The sequence below is a fragment of the Cupriavidus sp. PB-02 genome (assembly GCF_058252315.1).
Map to the genome: position 1 here is coordinate 1,128,215 of NZ_CM177694.1, position 17,057 is coordinate 1,145,271.

A 17,057-nucleotide genomic window follows, 5' to 3' on the forward strand; every position below is an offset into this window, starting at 1 on the left:
GATGCAGCGCCCGGTGCCGACTGGCCCGGGCGTTTGTCTTTTCGGAGCCAACCGTGAGTATGGAACAGGAATCGTCCCAGGCCCCCCATCTCGACCACCGCGCCTTCGATGCCTTCGGCATGCGGCAGGTCGATGACAAGACCATCGACGCCGCCATTGCCGGCGCCGGCGATGCGCTGGTGTGCGTGTTCTTCTGGGGCGTGGACTGCTTCAACTGCGAGATGGCCAAGAAGGCCATGCTCGCCAATCCCGAGCCGATCCGAGCGCTCGAACTGCACTGGCTGCACGCCAATGTCTATACGTACCCGGAACTGGGCCGCCGCTTCGGGCTGCACGGGATCCCGGTCTTCATGTTCTTCCAGAATGGCAAAAAACTGGGCCGCGCCACCGGCTGGCACGGCCACGGCCAGTTTGCCGCCGCGGTCGGCAATGCGCGGCTGAAGGCGAGCGGCAAGCCGCTGGCGGGCTGAGTCGGGCTAGCGCCGTCAGCGTGACAGCGCGTAGCCGATGCGGAACTGCCAGGGCAGCTTGTGGTTGTAGTCGAGCAGGCTCTCCCCGTAGCCAACGAAGTAGCCCGCCACCAGGTACCCGGCGGTGCCGGGCAGCAGCCGCGCCATCGGGTAGCTGACCTGCGCGTCGACGCTGCCGTACCACTTGCGCGTGCCCTTGCGCAGGGTCGCCGAGAACTCCCACGAATCCGGCCGCCCGTAGGCGATGCCCAGGTCCATGTAGCCGCGGTAGTAGGCGATATCGGGGTTCTCCGACTTTTCCACGTAGGCGTAGACCTTGGGTGCGACGCGCCAGTGCCAGTCGTTCTGGTCGCCAAAGTAGAAGGTCGGCTTGACGAAGACCGTGTTGATGCTGCGCGATTCGTCGCCGTCGCGGCCGTTGGATTCATGCTCAAAGCCGGTGGCCAGCGACAGCCGGCTGATCACGCTGTTGCGCACGCCGGTATCGGACAGGTAATAGAACAGGCTGGGCTTGTAGTTGGTATCGCGGAACGGCTTGGACTTCTCGGACAGATCCCATATCGAGAACTGGGTGTAGCCCACGTAGAGGTTGTCGAACAGGCTTTTCGACGCGGGGTCCTCGCCTTCGAAGATGCGGTACTTGAAGCTGAGCTGGAACTTGGCGTTGGCGCCGCCATGCCCGCCGACCATCAAGTACATCGGATCGTGGAACGACAGGCGTGCGCTGTCGCGCAGGTCGGCCGGTGCGGGGGCGGCGGCGCTGGCGGTAGTGACCGGGGTCACCGGCACGGGCGCGGCATCGGTTGTATCGGCGGGCGGCGCCGGCGGCTTGGCGGCGACCGGCGGGGTTGCCGTGGTCGACTCGCCGGGCTGCGGCAGGCGGTTCAGCGTTACCGTTACGGGAGCGGCGTCGATGCCGGTTGCGTCCAGCCGCACCTGGCCGCGCAGGGCCGGCGGCAATGCCACCGTGTAGCGGATCGCTCGGTGCTCGCCGCGGCGCAGGTTGACCACGGCCGGGCCCGACACCTCGCGCCATAGCACCAGACGTACCGGCGCCTGCAGGTCGCCGGAAGCGGTCACCTCCAGCGTGTCGGGGATACGGTAGCGGCGCGTGGCGTCGTCGGCGCTGACCACCAGCGTCAGCGTCAGCGGCTTGTTACCGTCGATCACGCGCGGCGGTTGCAGCAGCGCCACGCCGGCGTGGCCGGCCAGCGGCCAGGCCAGCATCAGCGACAGGCAGATCGGGGCAAGGGCGCGGCCGGCGAGCGCCAGCCGGCGCCGGCGGGGAGGAGGGGCAATGCGGGACATGGCTTGCGGGCACCGCGCAACCATGTGACGGCAACGCGGCTAGGGAAAATACTGACCCGCAAAGCCTACCACGCACCCGTCCGAGGGTTGTGACGAAATGTACGCTGCACTTGGCGCGTACCTTAGCGGTTGGCGCGGCGCTTGATGCAGTCGACGTAGTGGTCGCCGTCGGGGGGCTGGCCGGTGCGCTGCGCCTGCCACAGCATTTCTCCGAGGCATTCCATCACCTGGTGCTGCGCTTCGTGCGGCGAGTCCAGGCGGCGCGCCAGCGTCTCGTAGGCCTGGCGGATGCCGCGCGGCTGGTCGACCGAGACCTGCTCGGAAATCGACAGGTGCATGGCCAGATGCAGGAAGGGATTGGCCTGGCCGTGCTCCGGGGTGTAGTCCTGCGCCAGCGCGCCTTCGGTGTCGCGCAGCAGGTCCTGGTACTCGGGATGCTCGCCGATCCAGTCGACGGCGATGGCTTCCAGCGGGGTCAGCACGCCGCCTGCAATCTGCTTCTGCCAGGCATCGCAGAAGAACCGGCGGACTTCTTCTCGTGAGGGATTGAACATGGTGGCGCCATTGTAAACGAGGGCTGCGGCCCTCGCTGGCGTGCCCCGCCGCGCCAAGTAGAATGCAGCATCGCCGACTCCCGACCCCCCCGATGACCGCTTCCACCGCCGCCGACCACGCCCGCAACAAACTCGCTGGCGTGCTGCTGATCGCGTTGTCGGCCAGCGCCTTCGGGGCCATGGCGATCTTTGCGCGCTTTGCCTACGCGGCCGGCGCGGATGTCTACGGCCTGCTGTTCGTGCGCTTCGTGCTGGCGGCCGTGGCGCTGGCGTGGGTGATGCGCGCGCGCGGCATCGGCCTGCCGCCATGGCGCCGCGTGCTGGCGCTCGCGGCGATGGGCGGCATCGGCTATGTGGGGCAGTCGTTCTGCTTCTTCAGCGCGCTCAACCATGCACAGGCCAGCCTGGTGGCACTGCTGCTGTACCTGTATCCGCTGTTCGTGACGATCCTGGCGGCCATCTTCCTGAAGGAGCGGCTGACTACGGCGGCGGTGATCGCGCTGGTGCTGTGCTCGGTCGGTGCCGGCCTGACCGTGGGCGGCGGCGAGGGCTCGCCGCTGGGCATTGCACTGGGCCTGGCGGCGGCGGTGATTTATTCCGTCTACATCATCGTCGGCGCGCGCGTGACCGCCAGCGTCAACCCCATCGCCACCACCACGGTGATCTGCACCGCGGCCGCACTGGTTTACGGCGTGGTCGGCTTGCTGCGCCTGGGCGCGGGCGCGCCGCCGCAGTTCCCGGCCACCGCCGGCGGCTGGCTGGCGATGGTGGGCATCGCGCTGCTGTCGACGGTGTTGGCGATCCTGACCTTCTTTGCCGGCCTGCAGCGGCTGGGTGCGGCGCAGGCGTCGATGCTGTCGACGCTGGAACCGGTGGTGACCGTGCTGCTGGCCGCCGTGCTGCTGGGCGAGCATATCGGCCCGGCGCAGGCCGTCGGCGGCGGGCTGATCCTCGCCGGCGTGCTGTGGCTCACGCGCCGCGCGAATGCGCCCGTGCCAGCCCGGGCCAACGTGCAAGAGAATTGAACGGCTTGCTCAAAGGTGCTGTCGCGGCACGCTGACACCGTTCGGTACAATCGCGTCTTCTCACCAATCCTGACCAGGAAGGAGCACATGTCCCAGATCGACCAAGCCGCGCTGGCGCAGCTGTTTACCGAAGCCCGCACCCACAACGTGTGGCAGGACCGCCACGTGGACGATGCCGTGCTGCACCAGGTCTATGAAGCGATGAAGTTCGGCCCGACCGCCGCCAACAGCTGCCCGGTCCGCATCGTCTTCGTCAAGACCGCCGCCGAAAAGGCGCGCCTGGTCGAGTGCGTGTCGGCCGGCAATACCGAGAAGACCCGCTCGGCGCCGGTGACCGCGATCATTGCCTATGACACCGCGTTCCACGACCAGTTGCCCAAGCTGTTCCCGCACGCCGACGCCCGTTCCTGGTACGCCGGCAACGACGAGAAGATCGCCCGCGATGCACTGGTGAACAGCTCGCTGCAAGGCGGCTACTTCATCCTGGCGGCACGCGCGCTGGGCCTGGACTGCGGTCCGATGGGTGGTTTCGATGCCGACAAGGTCAACGCGGCGTTCTTCCCGGACGGCAAATGGAAGGTCAACTTCCTGTGCAACCTGGGCTACGGTGAAATCGACAAGCTGCATCCGCGCGGCCCGCGCCTGTCGTTCGACGAAGCCTGCCGCATCGTCTGACGCACGGCCAGCGTGAATAAGAAAAACCCGCCTCGGCGGGTTTTTCTTTTGCCGGCTCACACGCGCGGCGCCTCCGTTTTCTCACGGTACTCGCACAGCGGCTCGATCACGCAGTGCCAGCACTCCGGCCTGCGCGCCTTGCACACGTAGCGCCCATGCAGGATCAGCCAGTGGTGGGCATCGTGCAGGAATTCATGCGGCACGCACTTGAGCAGCTTCTGCTCGACCTCCTGCACGTTCTTGCCCGGCGCCAGCCCGGTGCGGTTCGAGACGCGGAAGATATGCGTGTCCACCGCGATGGTGGGCTCGCCGAACGCCGTGTTGAGCACCACGTTGGCGGTCTTGCGCCCCACGCCCTGCAACGCCTCCAGCGCTTCGCGGTCGGGCGGGACCTTGCCGCCGTGGCGCTCGACCAAGATGCGGCAGGTCTCGATCACGTGCTTGGCCTTGGTCTTGTACAGCCCGATGGTCTTGATGTATTCGCTCAGCCCGGCCTCGCCCAGGTCGAGCATCTGCTGCGGGGTATGAGCGACCGGGAACAGCCGGCGCGTGGCCTTGTTGACGCCGACGTCGGTGGCCTGGGCCGACAGCAGCACGGCGATCAGCAGCTCGAACGGCGAGCTGTATTCGAGTTCAGTGGTCGGGGCCGGATTGACCTCGCGCAGCGTCTCGAAGATGGCACGGCACTTGGCGGCGTTCATTGTTTTTCTTCTGGAACTTTGTTGGCGTTCTTGTCTGTCGCAGGCGCGGTGAGGCCGGCACGCGCGCGGCGCGCTTCCGCTTCATCGATCTGAGCCTGCACCGCGGGCGAAACGTTCTCCGTATTGCGCGGTTGCACAGCCTGCTGCTTCTGCCGGGCGCGCTCGATCGCGGCCTGGATGATGGCGCGCTTGCGTTCCCGCGCGGCGCGCTCGGCTTCGCTTTCCGGCGTTTCCGCCTGCACCGCGGCGAGCTTGGCCGCGGCCTTGGCGGCCAGGCGCGCGTCGTTCTCTTCGCGCTCGCGCACCAGCCGCGCCTTGCGCGCGAGGTAGCGCGCGTGCGCGGCATCGGCCTGTTCCTGCGACCACGCGGCCCAGCCGGTGCGCTCGCCGGTGACCGGGAGCATGGCGATGCAGTCGACCGGGCAGGGGGCCACGCACAGGTCGCAGCCGGTGCACAGCTCCGGGATTACGGTATGCATCTGCTTGGCCGCGCCGGCGATGGCATCGACGGGGCAGGCCTGGATGCACAGCGTGCAGCCGATGCAGAGGCTCTCGTCGATGCACGCCACCGCGCGCGGCTGCTCGATGCCGCGCTCAGGATCGAGCGGCAGCGGTTCGACCTTCAGCACCGCGGCCAGGCGGCGCACCCCTTCCGCGCCGCCCGGCGGGCAGCGGTTGCAGGCGGCCTCGCCGCTGGCCATGGCCTCGGCGTAGGGGCGGCAGCCATTAAAGCCGCACTTGGTGCACTGGGTCTGCGGCAGCAGCGCCTCGATGCGGTCGGCAAGGGTCTGGGCGGCGGGATTCACGACAGCGGGCAGGAAATCAGGGGACAAAACCGGAAAAGGCACACGGTGGACAGGACATGACAGGACATTGGCGGGGCGCTGTGCGTGCTTGGCGACATAACGTCCGCATCATCGGGCGAACAATAGGGGCGGACAATATGCCGGCTGGCCGCTGCGGCCCCTGCAGGCTTCTCCGAGCCTTCGCGCCGCAAGGATTATCCCCGATTTCGCCGGCGGACAGAAACGGCGATGATGCGCGTCGCACAGCCGGATTGCCGCACTCCGGCCTGTGCCATAATCCGCGCAACAATCGACCAGCCACCCAATGTCAACAGAGACCAAGACCAAACGCGACCCGGAAGGGACGCGCCGACGCATCCTCGCTGCGGCCACCGAGGAATTCGCCAAGGGGGGCCTGGCCGGCGCCCGCGTCGACCAGATTGCCCGACGCGCGGAAACCAACGAGCGCATGCTGTATTACTACTACGGCAGCAAGGAAGGCCTGTTTCTCGCTGTACTTGAGAAGCAATACGCGGAATTCCGCGCCGCCGAAGAGCAACTCCACTTGGTCGACGAAGACCCCGTGGCGGGCGTGCGCACCCTGGCGCGCTTTGTCTGGGACTGGTACTACGAGCACCCCGAGTTCATCCGCCTGGTCAACAGCGAGAACCTGCACGAGGCCCGGCACCTGAAGAAGTCCGCACAGCTGCAGCAGCTGATCAACCCGGTGGTGGACGTGCTGGCCGATGTGATCCGGCGTGGGCAGCAGCAGGGCGTGTTCCGCGACAATATCGACGTGCCGCAGTTCTACCTGACGATCTCCGCGCTGGGCTACTACGTGCTGTCCAACCGCTACACCATCAGCGCCGTGATCGGCCGCGACGTGGCCTCGCAGCACGAGCATGAGCGCTTTGCCGAGCTGCACTCCGAAATGCTGCTCTGTTACCTGAAGCGGCACTGACCGCCCAAGAAGAAACGCCCGCGATTGCGGGCGTTTTCTTTTGTTACTTGGCTGCCGCAGTGGCAGCGGAAGCTGTGGCCGGGTGGTACTGGCGGATGAAATCGCGCAGCAGCGGGTAGATGTCGTCGCGCCAGCGTCGGCCCGAGAAGATCCCGTAGTGGCCGCAGCGTTCGGCGTTCAGGTGCTGCTTGCGCGCTTTCGGGATGCCGCTGCACAGGTCGTGCGCGGCCGCGGTCTGGCCGGCGCCGGAGATATCGTCCAGCTCGCCTTCGATGGTCAGCAGCGCGGTGCTCTTGATGTCCTGCGGACGCACCGGTTTGCCGTCGATGGCCCAGGTGCCGTTGGCCAGGCGAAATTCCTGGAACACTTCGCGGATGGTGTCGAGATAGTACTCGGCGGCCATGTCGAGCACGGCGTTGTACTCGTCGTAGAAGCGTACATGAGCCTCGGCGTCGTCGGCATCGCCTTCGACCAGGCTCAGGTAGTAGTCATAGTGTGAGGAGAGGTGCCGGTCCGGGTTCATCGCCACGAAACCGGCATGCTGCAAAAAGCCCGGGTAGACGCGGCGGCCGTGGCCGGGATAGTTGGCCGGCACGGTGTAGATGACGTTGTTCTCGAACCACTCGTAGGATTTGTTGATCGCCAGCGAGTTGACCGCGGTCGGGCTCTTCCGTGCGTCAATGGGGCCGCCCATCATCGTCATGGTGCGCGGCGTCTTCTCGCCGGCCGAGGCCATCAGCGAGATCGCGGCCAGCACCGGTACGGTCGGCTGGCACACCGAGATCACATGCAGGTTCTCGGCGCCGATATGGCGGATGAATTCCTGGATGTAGTAGATGTAGTCCGAAAGGTGGAACGCCCCCTGGTCGGCCGGCACCATGCGCGCGTCGATCCAGTCGGTGACGTAGACCTTGTGGTCCTGCAGCAGCGTGCGCACGGTGTCGCGCAGCAGCGTGGCGTGGTGCCCGGACAACGGCGCGGCCACCAGCACCACCGGCTCGTCCTTGAGCAGCTTGATGGTTTCCGGATCGTCGGCATAGCGCTTGAAGCGCAGCAGCTTGCAGAACGGTTTTTCCAGCACGGTCTGTTCGACGATGGGGATGTCGCGGCCGTTGGAGCGCACCGACTTGATGTCGAACGCCGGCTTTTCATATTCCTTGCCGAGCCGGTACAGCAGTTCGTAGCCGGCTGCCAGGCGGGGGGCGCCAGGAACCAGCGACATCGGGCTGAGGGGGTTGGTGAAGGTCTTGGCGGTCGCCTGGGCCCACGCGGTCAGCGGGTGCAGGATCGAGCGCTGGAACTCATGCAATTGATAGAGCATGCCGTTTCTGCCTGGTCTTACAACGAAATACGTACCACCAAGTACTAATGTACTGACAATACACCTTGGATCGTGGCGCTGATTATGCCCTTAATCGAACGGCCGTGCTAACGATCTTGCTGTGCAGCATATACCTTAAGGTACATCGATATCCGCAGAAAACAATACGACAAAGGCCTGATTTCTGGATGACACCGTCTTACAAAAAACGCAAACAAATGCAAAAAGCGGCCGAAGCCGCTTTTTTTGTGTTGCTTTGTGATCTTCTCGGCAGTCGCCCGCCGAAGGGTGACCTCGAAAATCATCCCTTTCCGACCGCAGAAATCATCCTTTTCTGACGGCCGGATTGCGCATCGCCTTACATTACCGTTGCGATCGCATCGACCACTGCGTCGATATTGCGGCTGTTCAGCGCTGCCACGCAGATACGGCCGGTACCGACCGCGTAGATGCCGTGCTCGTTGCGCAGGCGGTCGACCTGGGGCGAGGTCAGGCCCGAGTACGAGAACATGCCGCGCTGCGCCTTGACGAAGGAGAAGTCGCCCGGCACGCCTTTGGCGGCCAGCTTGTCCACCAGTGCGTGGCGCATCAGCTTGATGCGGTCGCGCATCTCGGCCAGCTCTTCTTCCCACATGGCGCGCAGTTCCGGGCTGTTCAGCACGGTGGCGACCACGGTGCCGCCGTGCGTCGGCGGGTTGGAGTAGTTGGTGCGGATCACGCGCTTGACCTGCGACATCACGCGTTGCGCTTCTTCCTTGCCGGTGGTGACGATCGACAGCGCGCCCACGCGCTCGCCGTACAGCGAGAAGCTCTTGGAGAACGAGCTCGACACGAAGAAGGGCAGGCCGGAGTCGGCGAACAGGCGCACCGCGGCGCCGTCGGCGTCGATGCCGTCGGCAAAGCCCTGGTAGGCCATGTCCAGGAACGGGATCAGGTTGCGTTCCTTGACCAGCTCGACCACCTGCTTCCACTGCTCGGGCGACAGGTCGACACCGGTCGGGTTGTGGCAGCAGGCGTGCAGTACGACGATGGTGTTGGCCGGGTATGACTTCAGCGATTCCACCATGCCGGCGAAGTTCAGGCCGTGGCTGGGGGCGTCGTAGTAGGTGTAGTTGACCACCGGGAAGCCGGCGGCTTCGAACAGCGCGCGGTGGTTTTCCCAGCTCGGGTCGCTGATGGCGACCTTGGCGTCAGGGTAAAGGCGCTTCAGGAAGTCGGCGCCGATCTTCAGCGCGCCGGTGCCGCCGAGTGCCTGGGCCGTCACCACACGGCCTTCCGTGATCAGCGGCGATTCCTTGCCGAACAGCAGCGTCTGCACGGCCTGGTCATAGGCGGCGATGCCTTCGATCGGCAGATAGCCACGCGGCGTGGCGGTGGTCAGACGGGCCTTTTCTGCCTCCTGGACGGCGCGCAGCAGGGGGATTTTCCCTTCGTCGGTGAAGTACACGCCAACGCCCAGGTTGACCTTGGTCGGGCGGGTGTCGGCATTGAAGGCTTCGTTGAGGCCCAGGATCGGGTCGCGCGGGGCCATCTCGACGGCAGAAAACAAACTCATTTGGAATCTCGTGGTCGGCAATGAAAGAAAACGGGAAGGCGTAGAATGCTCCGGACTGCGCTGGGGGCTGGCAGGCCCCCGTTCTCTTCCGGCTTGAAGCGGGGGCTGACAACCCCAAGATTCTAGCGTATCCGCCCCGTATTCCTGAGGTATTTCCCTAATCTCGCCCGTAATTTCGCCCCCTATGTCGAACCTTGCAGAAGCCGCGCCGGCCCTGGACGAAGACAAATTCGTCACATTTCCCGGCTCCCCGTTCCAGCTCTACCAGCCGTTCCCGCCAGCCGGCGACCAGCCGGAGGCCATCCGGCAACTGGTGGAGGGGGTCGAGGACGGCCTGTCGTTCCAGACGCTGCTGGGCGTGACGGGGTCGGGCAAGACCTTCACCATGGCCAACGTGATGGCCCGCATGGGACGGCCGGCAATCGTGTTCGCGCCCAACAAGACGCTGGCCGCCCAGCTCTATTCCGAGTTCCGCGAGTTCTTCCCGCGTAACGCGGTCGAGTACTTCGTCAGCTATTACGACTATTACCAGCCTGAGGCCTACGTCCCGCAGCGCGACCTGTTTATCGAGAAGGACTCATCGATCAACGAGCATATCGAGCAGATGCGGCTGTCGGCGACCAAGAGCCTGCTGGAGCGCCGCGACACGATCATCGTGGCAACCGTCTCTGCGATCTATGGTATCGGCAACCCGACCGAATACCACCAGATGATTCTCACCTTGCGGGCCGGCGACAAGATCAGCCAGCGCGACGTGATCGCGCGCCTGATCGCGATGCAGTACACCCGCAACGAGACCGACTTCCAGCGCGGCACCTTCCGCGTGCGCGGCGACACCATCGATATCTTCCCGGCCGAACATGCGGAGATGGCGGTGCGGCTGGAGATGTTCGACGACGAGGTGGAGTCGCTGCACTTCTTCGATCCGCTCACGGGCCGCGTGCGCCAGAAGATCCCGCGCTTCACGGTCTACCCCTCGAGCCACTACGTGACGCCGCGCGAGACCGTGCTGCGCGCGATCGAGGCCATCAAGTCCGAACTGCGCGATCGGCTGGAGTTCTTCCACAAGGAAAACCGGCTGGTCGAGGCGCAGCGGCTGGAGCAGCGCACCCGCTTCGACCTGGAAATGCTGTCCGAGCTGGGCTTCTGCAAAGGCATCGAGAACTATTCGCGGCATCTGTCCGGCGCGCGCCCGGGTGAGCCGCCGCCGACGCTGGTCGACTACCTCCCGCCCGACGCCCTGATGTTCCTGGACGAGTCGCACGTGCTGATCGGCCAGCTCAACGGCATGTACAACGGCGACCGCGCGCGCAAGACCACGCTGGTGGAGTATGGCTTTCGGCTGCCGTCGGCGCTGGACAACCGGCCGCTGAAGTTCGACGAGTTCGAGCGCAAGATGCGCCAGGTGATGTTTGTCTCGGCCACGCCGGCGCAGTTCGAGCAGGAGCATGCGGGGCAGGTGGTGGAGCAGGTGGTGCGGCCGACCGGCCTGGTCGATCCCATCATCATGGTGCGGCCGGCCACCACGCAGGTGGATGACCTGCTGTCCGAGATCCATCTGCGCGTTGAAGCCGGCGAGCGCGTGCTGGTGACCACGCTGACCAAGCGCATGGCCGAGCAGCTCACGGAGTTCCTGTCCGAGAATGGCGTCAAGGTCCGCTATCTGCACTCGGACATCGATACCGTCGAACGCGTGGAGATCATCCGTGACCTGCGCCTGGGCGCCTTCGACGTGCTGGTGGGCATCAACCTGCTGCGCGAGGGTCTGGATATCCCCGAGGTGTCACTGGTGGCGATCCTGGACGCGGACAAGGAAGGCTTCCTGCGCGCCGAGCGCTCGCTGATCCAGACCATCGGCCGCGCAGCGCGCAACGTCAACGGCACCGCCATCCTGTACGCGGACCGCATGACCGACTCGATGAAGAAGGCCATCGGCGAGACCGAGCGCCGCCGCGCCAAGCAGATCGCCTTCAACGAGGCCAACGGCATCACCCCGCGCGGCGTGGTCAAGCGCATCAAGGACATCATCGACGGCGTCTACAACGTCAGCGACGCCAGGGCCGAGCTGCAGGCCGCGCAGGAGCAGGCGCGCTACGAGGACATGAGCGAGAAGCAGGTCTCCAAGGAGATCAAGCGGCTGGAAAAGCTCATGCTCGACCATGCCCGCAACCTGGAATTCGAGCAGGCCGCGCAGGTGCGCGACCAGCTGGCCAAGCTCAAGGCGCAGGTGTTCGGCGCCAGCGGCGACGGCGCGCTGCCGCCGGCCTGATGTGCGATGGCGGCCGGCCCGGCTCGCCTATAGTGAAATGCGTCACACCTGAACGGAGACGCGTCATGGTCAAGCTTGGACTGTGGGTACCGCTGGAAGCCAGGCCCGGCAAGGAGCAGGAAATCGAGCAGTTCCTGCGCGACGCGGCGGCGCTGGTAGAGCAGGAGGCCGGCACCACGGCCTGGTTTGCGCTGCGCCTGGGCGCGTCGATGTTCGGCATCTTCGATGCCTTTGCCGACGAGTCCGCGCGCGAGGCGCACCTGGGCGGCAAGGTCGCGGCGGCGCTGATGGCGAGGGCGCCGGAGCTGTTCGTGGGCACTCCGCCGATCCAGAGGCTGGAGGTGCTGGCGGCCAAGCTGCCTTGATGCCCACGGACGAGGAGCTACGATGGAACGCCAGTTCGAATACGGCGGTTACGCGGTCGTGGTCTGCGCGGTGCCGAACGCCGCCGGCGGGTTTGCGGCCCAGCTGCGCATCGCCGACGCCTTCGGCGAGCAAGCCGGCCCCACCTACGAGGCGATCGCGGGCGATGCGCCCACGCCCGAAGCGGCCGTCGCCATGGCGGAAGCCGCCGCCATGCGGGCCATCGACGCGGGCGAGGTCAACTAGCCGCGCCAGCCCCGCGTCCCCATTTCCCGAGGAGAACACGATGCCCGACATCGGCGAATGGAAGAAAAAAGTCTATGAAACCCACGAGGTGCAGGTCCAGGTCAAGCCGCGCTCGCAGAGCGAATGGACCTACACCGTGCGCGTCTGCCGCCCGGGCACCAATATCCGTGCGGCCGGCACGCTGACCGAAAGCTCCCGCATCACCGATCACTACAAGTCGGCCGAGGCCGCGGAGATCGCCGGTTTTGCGCACGGCGATCGGCTGGCCAAGCAGCTGGCCTAGGCGCCTGCCACGCCGGCGGCCTGTGCTTCGGCGCCTGGCCTGACGGCGCTGCGCTCGAGTTCGTAGGCGATGGTGCGGATCACGCCACCGCCCGAGGACACTTCGCACAGCACGCGCGAGGAGCGCACGCGCAGGTTGAACGGCGGCGCGGTCACGATCACGCCGCTCGGCGGCCGGTCCCACAATCGGATCGCAGCACCGGACGTCTTGTCCGTATTGGGCATGAAGCCGCCCAGTGGCACCTGCTCGGTCAGCACCAGCGTGCGGTACTGGCCCAGCTTGGCCAGCACGCTGGCAATGCGGGCGTTGTCCAGGTGCTGCAGCACCATGCGCACGAACACCACGTCGCCGGGTGGCAGCGGGTCGCCGGCAATGTCGAGGCAGCGGAAGTCGACGTCCAGGCCGGCATGGCGCCTGCGATTGGCCGCGATTACGGCTTCCACCACGTCGCAGGCGATGTAGCGCCCGCAGGCGGCGCGCAGCTGGCTGCCAATATGGAAGTCGCCGCAGCCGAGGTCGACTACGTCCGGCGGGGCGCCCTGCGCGGCCAGCCACGCGGTGACGCTGGAGAGGTAGGCATTGGCGATCTCGGGCGAGTGCGTGCCGACGCCGCTGTAGTGCTCCCCATGACCCTTGGGCGCGCCCCAGGCCTGCGAAGCGTAGACATGCGAGAAGATTTCGCCGGGCGTCTTGCCCTGGTACAGGTCGGCGTCGCGGCGCAGTGCGCGGGCGTGGTACTGGTCGAGCAGCCAGCGGGGCACGAGCGGTTTCACCAGGAGCTTCAGGCGCTGCATCAGCCGCGGCTGCGACGACGGGGAAGGGGCGGGCACTATGTTCTCCTTGCAGGATGGCGGCGCTGGCGACCGGTTGCCGGCGGGCCGTCATGCCGGCCACCGGCGCTCAGTGACTGTAGGGGGGCGGCGTGCGGGCTGGCGGTGGGCTCGCGCACATAACCCGGCAGGAACATAGCTCGCGGTGGCGCGGGCTACAGTGGGTAGAATTACGCCTGCCCGCACGTCGCCGCAGTGCGCCGGAATCCCTCGCCATTCCTCCCCTCGAAGTCGTGATCCTATGAAGAAATACGCCATCCTGATGTGCTGCATGGGAAACATCTGTCGTTCCCCGACGGCGGAGGGCGTGCTGCGCGCCAAGCTGGCCGCAGCCGGGTTGGAGCCGATGGTCGAACTGGATTCGGCCGGCACGCACGAATACCACCTCGGCCGTGCGCCCGACCCGCGCACCCAGCGTCATGCGCTTACCCGCGGCTATGACCTGTCCGCGCTGCGCGCGCGCAAGGTGGGCCTGCCCGACTTCGACCGCTTCGACCTGATCCTGGCGATGGATCGCGAGAACCTGGCCGGCCTGACCCGGCTGCGCCCCGACGCCGCCGACAGGGTGCGCCTCCTGATGAGCTTCGCCACCCGCCACGATGCCGACGAAGTGCCGGATCCGTACTACGGCGAGGGTGACGGCTTCGAGCGCGTGCTCGACTACATCGAAGACGCCTGCGACGGCCTGGTCGAGGTGCTGCGCCAGCGCCTGCAAGACGACGCCGGCTGATCCCGGCGCGGTGAGCTTTGCGCTGGCGTTCAATATGGCACTGCGGTCACGCAACCTGCGCCGCGTGGATCGGGCCGAACTGAGCCGGGCCGTGCGGCGGCGCATCCTGAAACAGCCGTTGTCGCTGGTGATGCCGCCGCGCGTGGCCGACCCGCAACCGGCCGCGGGCGGCCGGGAGGCTTGATGCACTGCGGGAGGGGTAGTTGACTGAATTAGTCGGGTACCTTTATACTTGACGGAATCGATCAAGTATTAGCTTTACCCCAAAAGCGTTTTACCCCAAAAGCCCTGCACCATGAGACTGACCACCAAAGGCCGCTTCGCGGTCACCGCGATGATCGACCTGGCCATGCGCCAGGACCAGGGACCGGTCACGCTCGCCGGCATCAGCCAGCGGCAGAAGATCTCGTTGTCCTACCTGGAGCAGCTGTTTGGCAAGCTGCGCCGGCACGAGATCGTCGAAAGCGTGCGCGGCCCGGGCGGCGGCTACAGTCTCGCCCGCAAGGCCGAAGACGTCACGGTGGCGGACATCATCATCGCCGTGGACGAGCCCCTGGACGCCACCCAATGCGGTGGGAAGGGCAATTGTAACGGAGATGACGGCTCCGGGCGCTGCATGACCCATGAACTGTGGGCCACGCTGAACCAGAAGATGGTCGAGTACCTCGACTCCGTTTCCCTCAAGAACCTGGTGGACCAGCAGCGCGAGCGCCAGCCCGCGGTGCTGCACGACATGCGCGAGGAAGCCGCCGCACAGTCGGCTACGGCACGCGGCAAGGCCGACAAGCAGGAAAAGCCGGTCCGGGCCCGGGTGGTGAATTCAGTTTTCAGCCTGGCGCAGTCCTGAGCACTTACTCGGGCGCACGACAGGCAACGGTAGAAATCAGCGATCAGCGGTCCCTAAAAAGGCAGTCATAACGATGAGCACCCCACATTTCCCCATCTACATGGATTACTCGGCCACCACGCCGGTGGACCCGCGCGTGGCGGACAAGATGATTCCGTACCTGCGCGAGCAGTTCGGCAACCCCGCTTCGCGCAGCCACGCGTACGGCTGGGAAGCGGAGCGCGCGGTGGAAGAGGCGCGTGAGCAGGTGGCCGCACTGGTCGGCGCCGACCCGCGCGAGATCGTGTGGACATCGGGTGCGACCGAATCGAACAACCTGGCGATTAAGGGTGCCGCGAACTTCTATTCGGGCAAGGGCAAGCACCTCATCACCGTGAAGACCGAGCACAAGGCCGTGCTCGACACCACGCGCGAACTGGAGCGCCAGGGCTTCGAGGTGACCTACCTGGACGTGAAGGAAAACGGCCTGCTCGACATGGAAGTGTTCAAGCAGGCGCTGCGCCCGGACACGATCCTGGTGTCGGTGATGCTGGTCAATAACGAGATCGGCGTGATCCAGGACGTCGAGCAGATCGGCGAGATCTGCCGCGCGAAGGGCATTATCTTCCACTGCGACGCCGCGCAGGCGACCGGCAAGGTGGCGATCGACCTGAACAAGCTGAAGTGCGACCTGATGTCGTTCTCGGCCCACAAGACCTACGGCCCCAAGGGCGTCGGCGCGCTGTACGTGCGCCGCAAGCCGCGCGTGCGCATCGAGGCGCAGATGCACGGCGGCGGCCATGAGCGCGGTATGCGCTCGGGCACGCTGGCCACGCACCAGATCGTCGGCATGGGCGAAGCCTTCCGCATCGCCCGCGAAGAAATGGCAACGGAAAACGAGCGCATCCGCATGCTGCGCGACCGCCTGTGGAACGGCCTGTCGGACATGGAAGAGGTCTACCTGAACGGCGACCTGGAACATCGCGTGCCGCACAACCTGAACGTCAGCTTCAACTTCGTCGAAGGCGAGTCGCTGATCATGGCAATCAAGGACGTGGCGGTGTCGTCGGGCTCGGCCTGCACCTCGGCCTCGCTGGAGCCGTCCTACGTGCTGCGCGCGCTGGGCCGCAACGACGAACTGGCGCACAGCTCGATCCGCTTCACGGTCGGCCGCTTCACCACCGAGCAGGAAATCGACTACACCATCCAGTTGCTCAAGTCGAAGATCGGCAAGCTGCGCGATCTGTCGCCGCTGTGGGAAATGTTCAAGGATGGTGTCGACCTGAATTCGATCCAGTGGGCTGCGCACTGACGCGCCCGCCGGAACAGCACAAATAACAGCAATACCCCCGCAAAAGATACGCAAGAGGTAAGCAAAATGTCATACAGCACAAAGGTTCTCGACCACTATGAAAACCCCCGCAACGTCGGTTCGTTCGACAAGAACGACGATGCGGTCGGCACCGGTATGGTTGGCGCACCGGCTTGCGGCGACGTGATGAAGCTGCAGATCAAGGTCAACGAGGCTGGCGTGATCGAAGACGCCAAGTTCAAGACCTACGGCTGCGGCTCGGCCATCGCTTCGTCCTCGCTCGTGACCGAGTGGGTCAAGGGCAAGACCGTGGACCAGGCGCTGGAGATCAAGAACACCCAGATCGCCGAAGAACTGGCGCTGCCGCCGGTGAAGATCCACTGCTCGATCCTGGCCGAAGACGCGATCAAGGCCGCTGTCGAGGACTACAAGAAGAAGCACGGCGAGGCCGAGCAGAAGGCTGCCTGATTCTGTCGAGCCGACGAAGGAAGACGCAACGATGATCACGATGACCGAGAAGGCGGCCAAGCATGTCGCCCGCTACCTGGAACGCCGCGGCAAGGGCGTGGGCCTGCGCCTGGGCGTGAAGACCACCGGCTGCTCGGGCCTCGCCTACAAGCTGGAATACGTGGACGACCTGCTGCCGGAAGACAAGGTGTTCGAGTCGCACGGCATCAAGGTCATCGTCGACGCCAAGAGCCTGCCGTATATCGACGGCACCGAACTCGACTATGCGCGCGAAGGGTTGAACGAAGGTTTCCGCTTCAACAACCCCAACGTCAAGGACGAGTGCGGCTGCGGCGAGTCCTTCACGGTCTGAGCCGCGTCAGCGTACGCAAGCCG

Annotated in this window: 20 protein-coding genes and 1 pseudogene; 14 read left to right on the forward strand and 7 right to left on the reverse strand. The window is 65.7% G+C overall.

All coding sequences use genetic code 11. The features are described from left to right. Window positions 1–59: 59 nt before the first annotated feature. On the forward strand, window positions 60–470 hold the full coding sequence (locus tag AC10V3_RS05360) for a thioredoxin family protein (protein ID WP_022534147.1): 411 nt from the start codon (window positions 60–62) through the stop codon (window positions 468–470). A gap of 15 nt (window positions 471–485) precedes the next feature. Here the strand turns inward: AC10V3_RS05360 and AC10V3_RS05365 are convergent, their stop codons facing one another. Continuing rightward, on the reverse strand, window positions 486–1,778 hold the full coding sequence (locus AC10V3_RS05365; RefSeq protein ID WP_454751752.1) for a phospholipase A: 1,293 nt from the start codon (window positions 1,776–1,778) through the stop codon (window positions 486–488). A 122-nt stretch (window positions 1,779–1,900) separates the two neighbouring features. Then, window positions 1,901–2,332: a DUF1841 family protein gene (locus AC10V3_RS05370; RefSeq protein WP_041680973.1), complete on the reverse strand. Its 432-nt coding sequence runs from the start codon at window positions 2,330–2,332 to the stop codon at window positions 1,901–1,903. Window positions 2,333–2,424: 92 nt separating this feature from the next. Between AC10V3_RS05370 and AC10V3_RS05375 the strand changes: the two genes are divergently transcribed. Continuing rightward, entirely contained in the window at window positions 2,425–3,357 is a 933-nt protein-coding gene (locus AC10V3_RS05375; RefSeq protein WP_022534150.1) for a DMT family transporter, read from the forward strand. Window positions 3,358–3,444: 87 nt separating this feature from the next. Further along, on the forward strand, window positions 3,445–4,032 hold the full coding sequence (locus AC10V3_RS05380; RefSeq protein ID WP_022534151.1) for a malonic semialdehyde reductase: 588 nt from the start codon (window positions 3,445–3,447) through the stop codon (window positions 4,030–4,032). Between the two features lie 56 nt (window positions 4,033–4,088). Here AC10V3_RS05380 and nth read toward each other — a convergent pair whose 3' ends face one another. Both nth and rsxB read right to left on the reverse strand, forming a co-directional pair. Then, entirely contained in the window at window positions 4,089–4,733 is a 645-nt protein-coding gene (gene nth, locus AC10V3_RS05385) for an endonuclease III (protein ID WP_454751753.1), read from the reverse strand. Next, window positions 4,730–5,539 (reverse strand): electron transport complex subunit RsxB, encoded by an 810-nt coding sequence (gene rsxB, locus AC10V3_RS05390; RefSeq protein WP_022534153.1) that lies wholly within the window; start codon window positions 5,537–5,539, stop codon window positions 4,730–4,732. The genes nth and rsxB overlap by 4 nt, the downstream gene beginning before the upstream one ends. Before the next feature lie 304 nt (window positions 5,540–5,843). Here rsxB and AC10V3_RS05395 point away from each other — a divergent pair, with 304 nt between their 5' ends. After that, window positions 5,844–6,479, forward strand: a complete 636-nt coding sequence (locus tag AC10V3_RS05395; RefSeq protein WP_022534154.1) for a TetR/AcrR family transcriptional regulator — start codon at window positions 5,844–5,846, stop codon at window positions 6,477–6,479. Window positions 6,480–6,522: 43 nt separating this feature from the next. On the opposite strand, the gene AC10V3_RS05400 is transcribed toward AC10V3_RS05395, so the two are convergent. Both AC10V3_RS05400 and AC10V3_RS05405 read right to left on the reverse strand, forming a co-directional pair. Then, window positions 6,523–7,800: a polyhydroxyalkanoate depolymerase gene (locus AC10V3_RS05400; protein WP_022534155.1), complete on the reverse strand. Its 1,278-nt coding sequence runs from the start codon at window positions 7,798–7,800 to the stop codon at window positions 6,523–6,525. A 358-nt stretch (window positions 7,801–8,158) separates the two neighbouring features. Next, window positions 8,159–9,355, reverse strand: a complete 1,197-nt coding sequence (locus tag AC10V3_RS05405) for an amino acid aminotransferase (protein ID WP_022534156.1) — start codon at window positions 9,353–9,355, stop codon at window positions 8,159–8,161. Between the two features lie 184 nt (window positions 9,356–9,539). On the opposite strand from AC10V3_RS05405, the gene uvrB reads away from it, so the two are divergent. The 4 genes from uvrB to AC10V3_RS05425 all read left to right on the forward strand — a co-directional run bounded on the left by uvrB (window position 9,540) and on the right by AC10V3_RS05425 (window position 12,516). Continuing rightward, window positions 9,540–11,624 carry an excinuclease ABC subunit UvrB gene (gene uvrB, locus AC10V3_RS05410; protein ID WP_022534157.1) on the forward strand — a complete coding sequence of 695 codons (2,085 nt, stop codon included), beginning with the start codon at window positions 9,540–9,542 and terminating at the stop codon, window positions 11,622–11,624. A gap of 65 nt (window positions 11,625–11,689) precedes the next feature. Further along, window positions 11,690–11,989: a putative quinol monooxygenase gene (locus AC10V3_RS05415; protein WP_454751754.1), complete on the forward strand. Its 300-nt coding sequence runs from the start codon at window positions 11,690–11,692 to the stop codon at window positions 11,987–11,989. A 22-nt stretch (window positions 11,990–12,011) separates the two neighbouring features. Continuing rightward, a complete protein-coding gene (locus tag AC10V3_RS05420; RefSeq protein WP_022534159.1) occupies window positions 12,012–12,233 on the forward strand; it encodes a hypothetical protein in 222 nt (73 codons plus the stop codon). A 40-nt stretch (window positions 12,234–12,273) separates the two neighbouring features. Beyond that, the gene (locus AC10V3_RS05425) at window positions 12,274–12,516 is read left to right on the forward strand and encodes a hypothetical protein (protein ID WP_022534160.1); all 243 of its coding nucleotides are present in this window, start codon (window positions 12,274–12,276) and stop codon (window positions 12,514–12,516) included. Here the strand turns inward: AC10V3_RS05425 and AC10V3_RS05430 are convergent. Beyond that, window positions 12,513–13,346: a class I SAM-dependent methyltransferase gene (locus AC10V3_RS05430; protein WP_349609424.1), complete on the reverse strand. Its 834-nt coding sequence runs from the start codon at window positions 13,344–13,346 to the stop codon at window positions 12,513–12,515. The two genes, AC10V3_RS05425 and AC10V3_RS05430, sit on opposite strands and share 4 nt — an antisense overlap. 241 nt (window positions 13,347–13,587) lie before the next feature. Between AC10V3_RS05430 and AC10V3_RS05435 the strand changes: the two genes are divergently transcribed. The 6 genes and pseudogenes from AC10V3_RS05435 (at window position 13,588) to iscA (ending at window position 17,034) form a co-directional block, all read left to right on the forward strand. After that, window positions 13,588–14,076, forward strand: a complete 489-nt coding sequence (locus tag AC10V3_RS05435; protein WP_022534162.1) for a low molecular weight protein-tyrosine-phosphatase — start codon at window positions 13,588–13,590, stop codon at window positions 14,074–14,076. 7 nt (window positions 14,077–14,083) lie between these two features. Next, window positions 14,084–14,260: pseudogene (locus AC10V3_RS05440) on the forward strand (hypothetical protein); the annotation flags it as partial. A gap of 111 nt (window positions 14,261–14,371) precedes the next feature. Further along, complete coding sequence (gene iscR, locus AC10V3_RS05445; RefSeq protein WP_022534164.1) at window positions 14,372–14,923, forward strand: Fe-S cluster assembly transcriptional regulator IscR; 552 nt, start codon at window positions 14,372–14,374, stop codon at window positions 14,921–14,923. A gap of 67 nt (window positions 14,924–14,990) precedes the next feature. Beyond that, window positions 14,991–16,214: an IscS subfamily cysteine desulfurase gene (locus AC10V3_RS05450; RefSeq protein WP_349609640.1), complete on the forward strand. Its 1,224-nt coding sequence runs from the start codon at window positions 14,991–14,993 to the stop codon at window positions 16,212–16,214. A 66-nt stretch (window positions 16,215–16,280) separates the two neighbouring features. Then, the gene (gene iscU, locus AC10V3_RS05455) at window positions 16,281–16,682 is read left to right on the forward strand and encodes a Fe-S cluster assembly scaffold IscU (RefSeq protein WP_022534166.1); all 402 of its coding nucleotides are present in this window, start codon (window positions 16,281–16,283) and stop codon (window positions 16,680–16,682) included. A 31-nt stretch (window positions 16,683–16,713) separates the two neighbouring features. Further along, entirely contained in the window at window positions 16,714–17,034 is a 321-nt protein-coding gene (gene iscA, locus AC10V3_RS05460) for an iron-sulfur cluster assembly protein IscA (RefSeq protein ID WP_022534167.1), read from the forward strand. The last annotated feature ends 23 nt before the right edge of the window (window positions 17,035–17,057 follow it).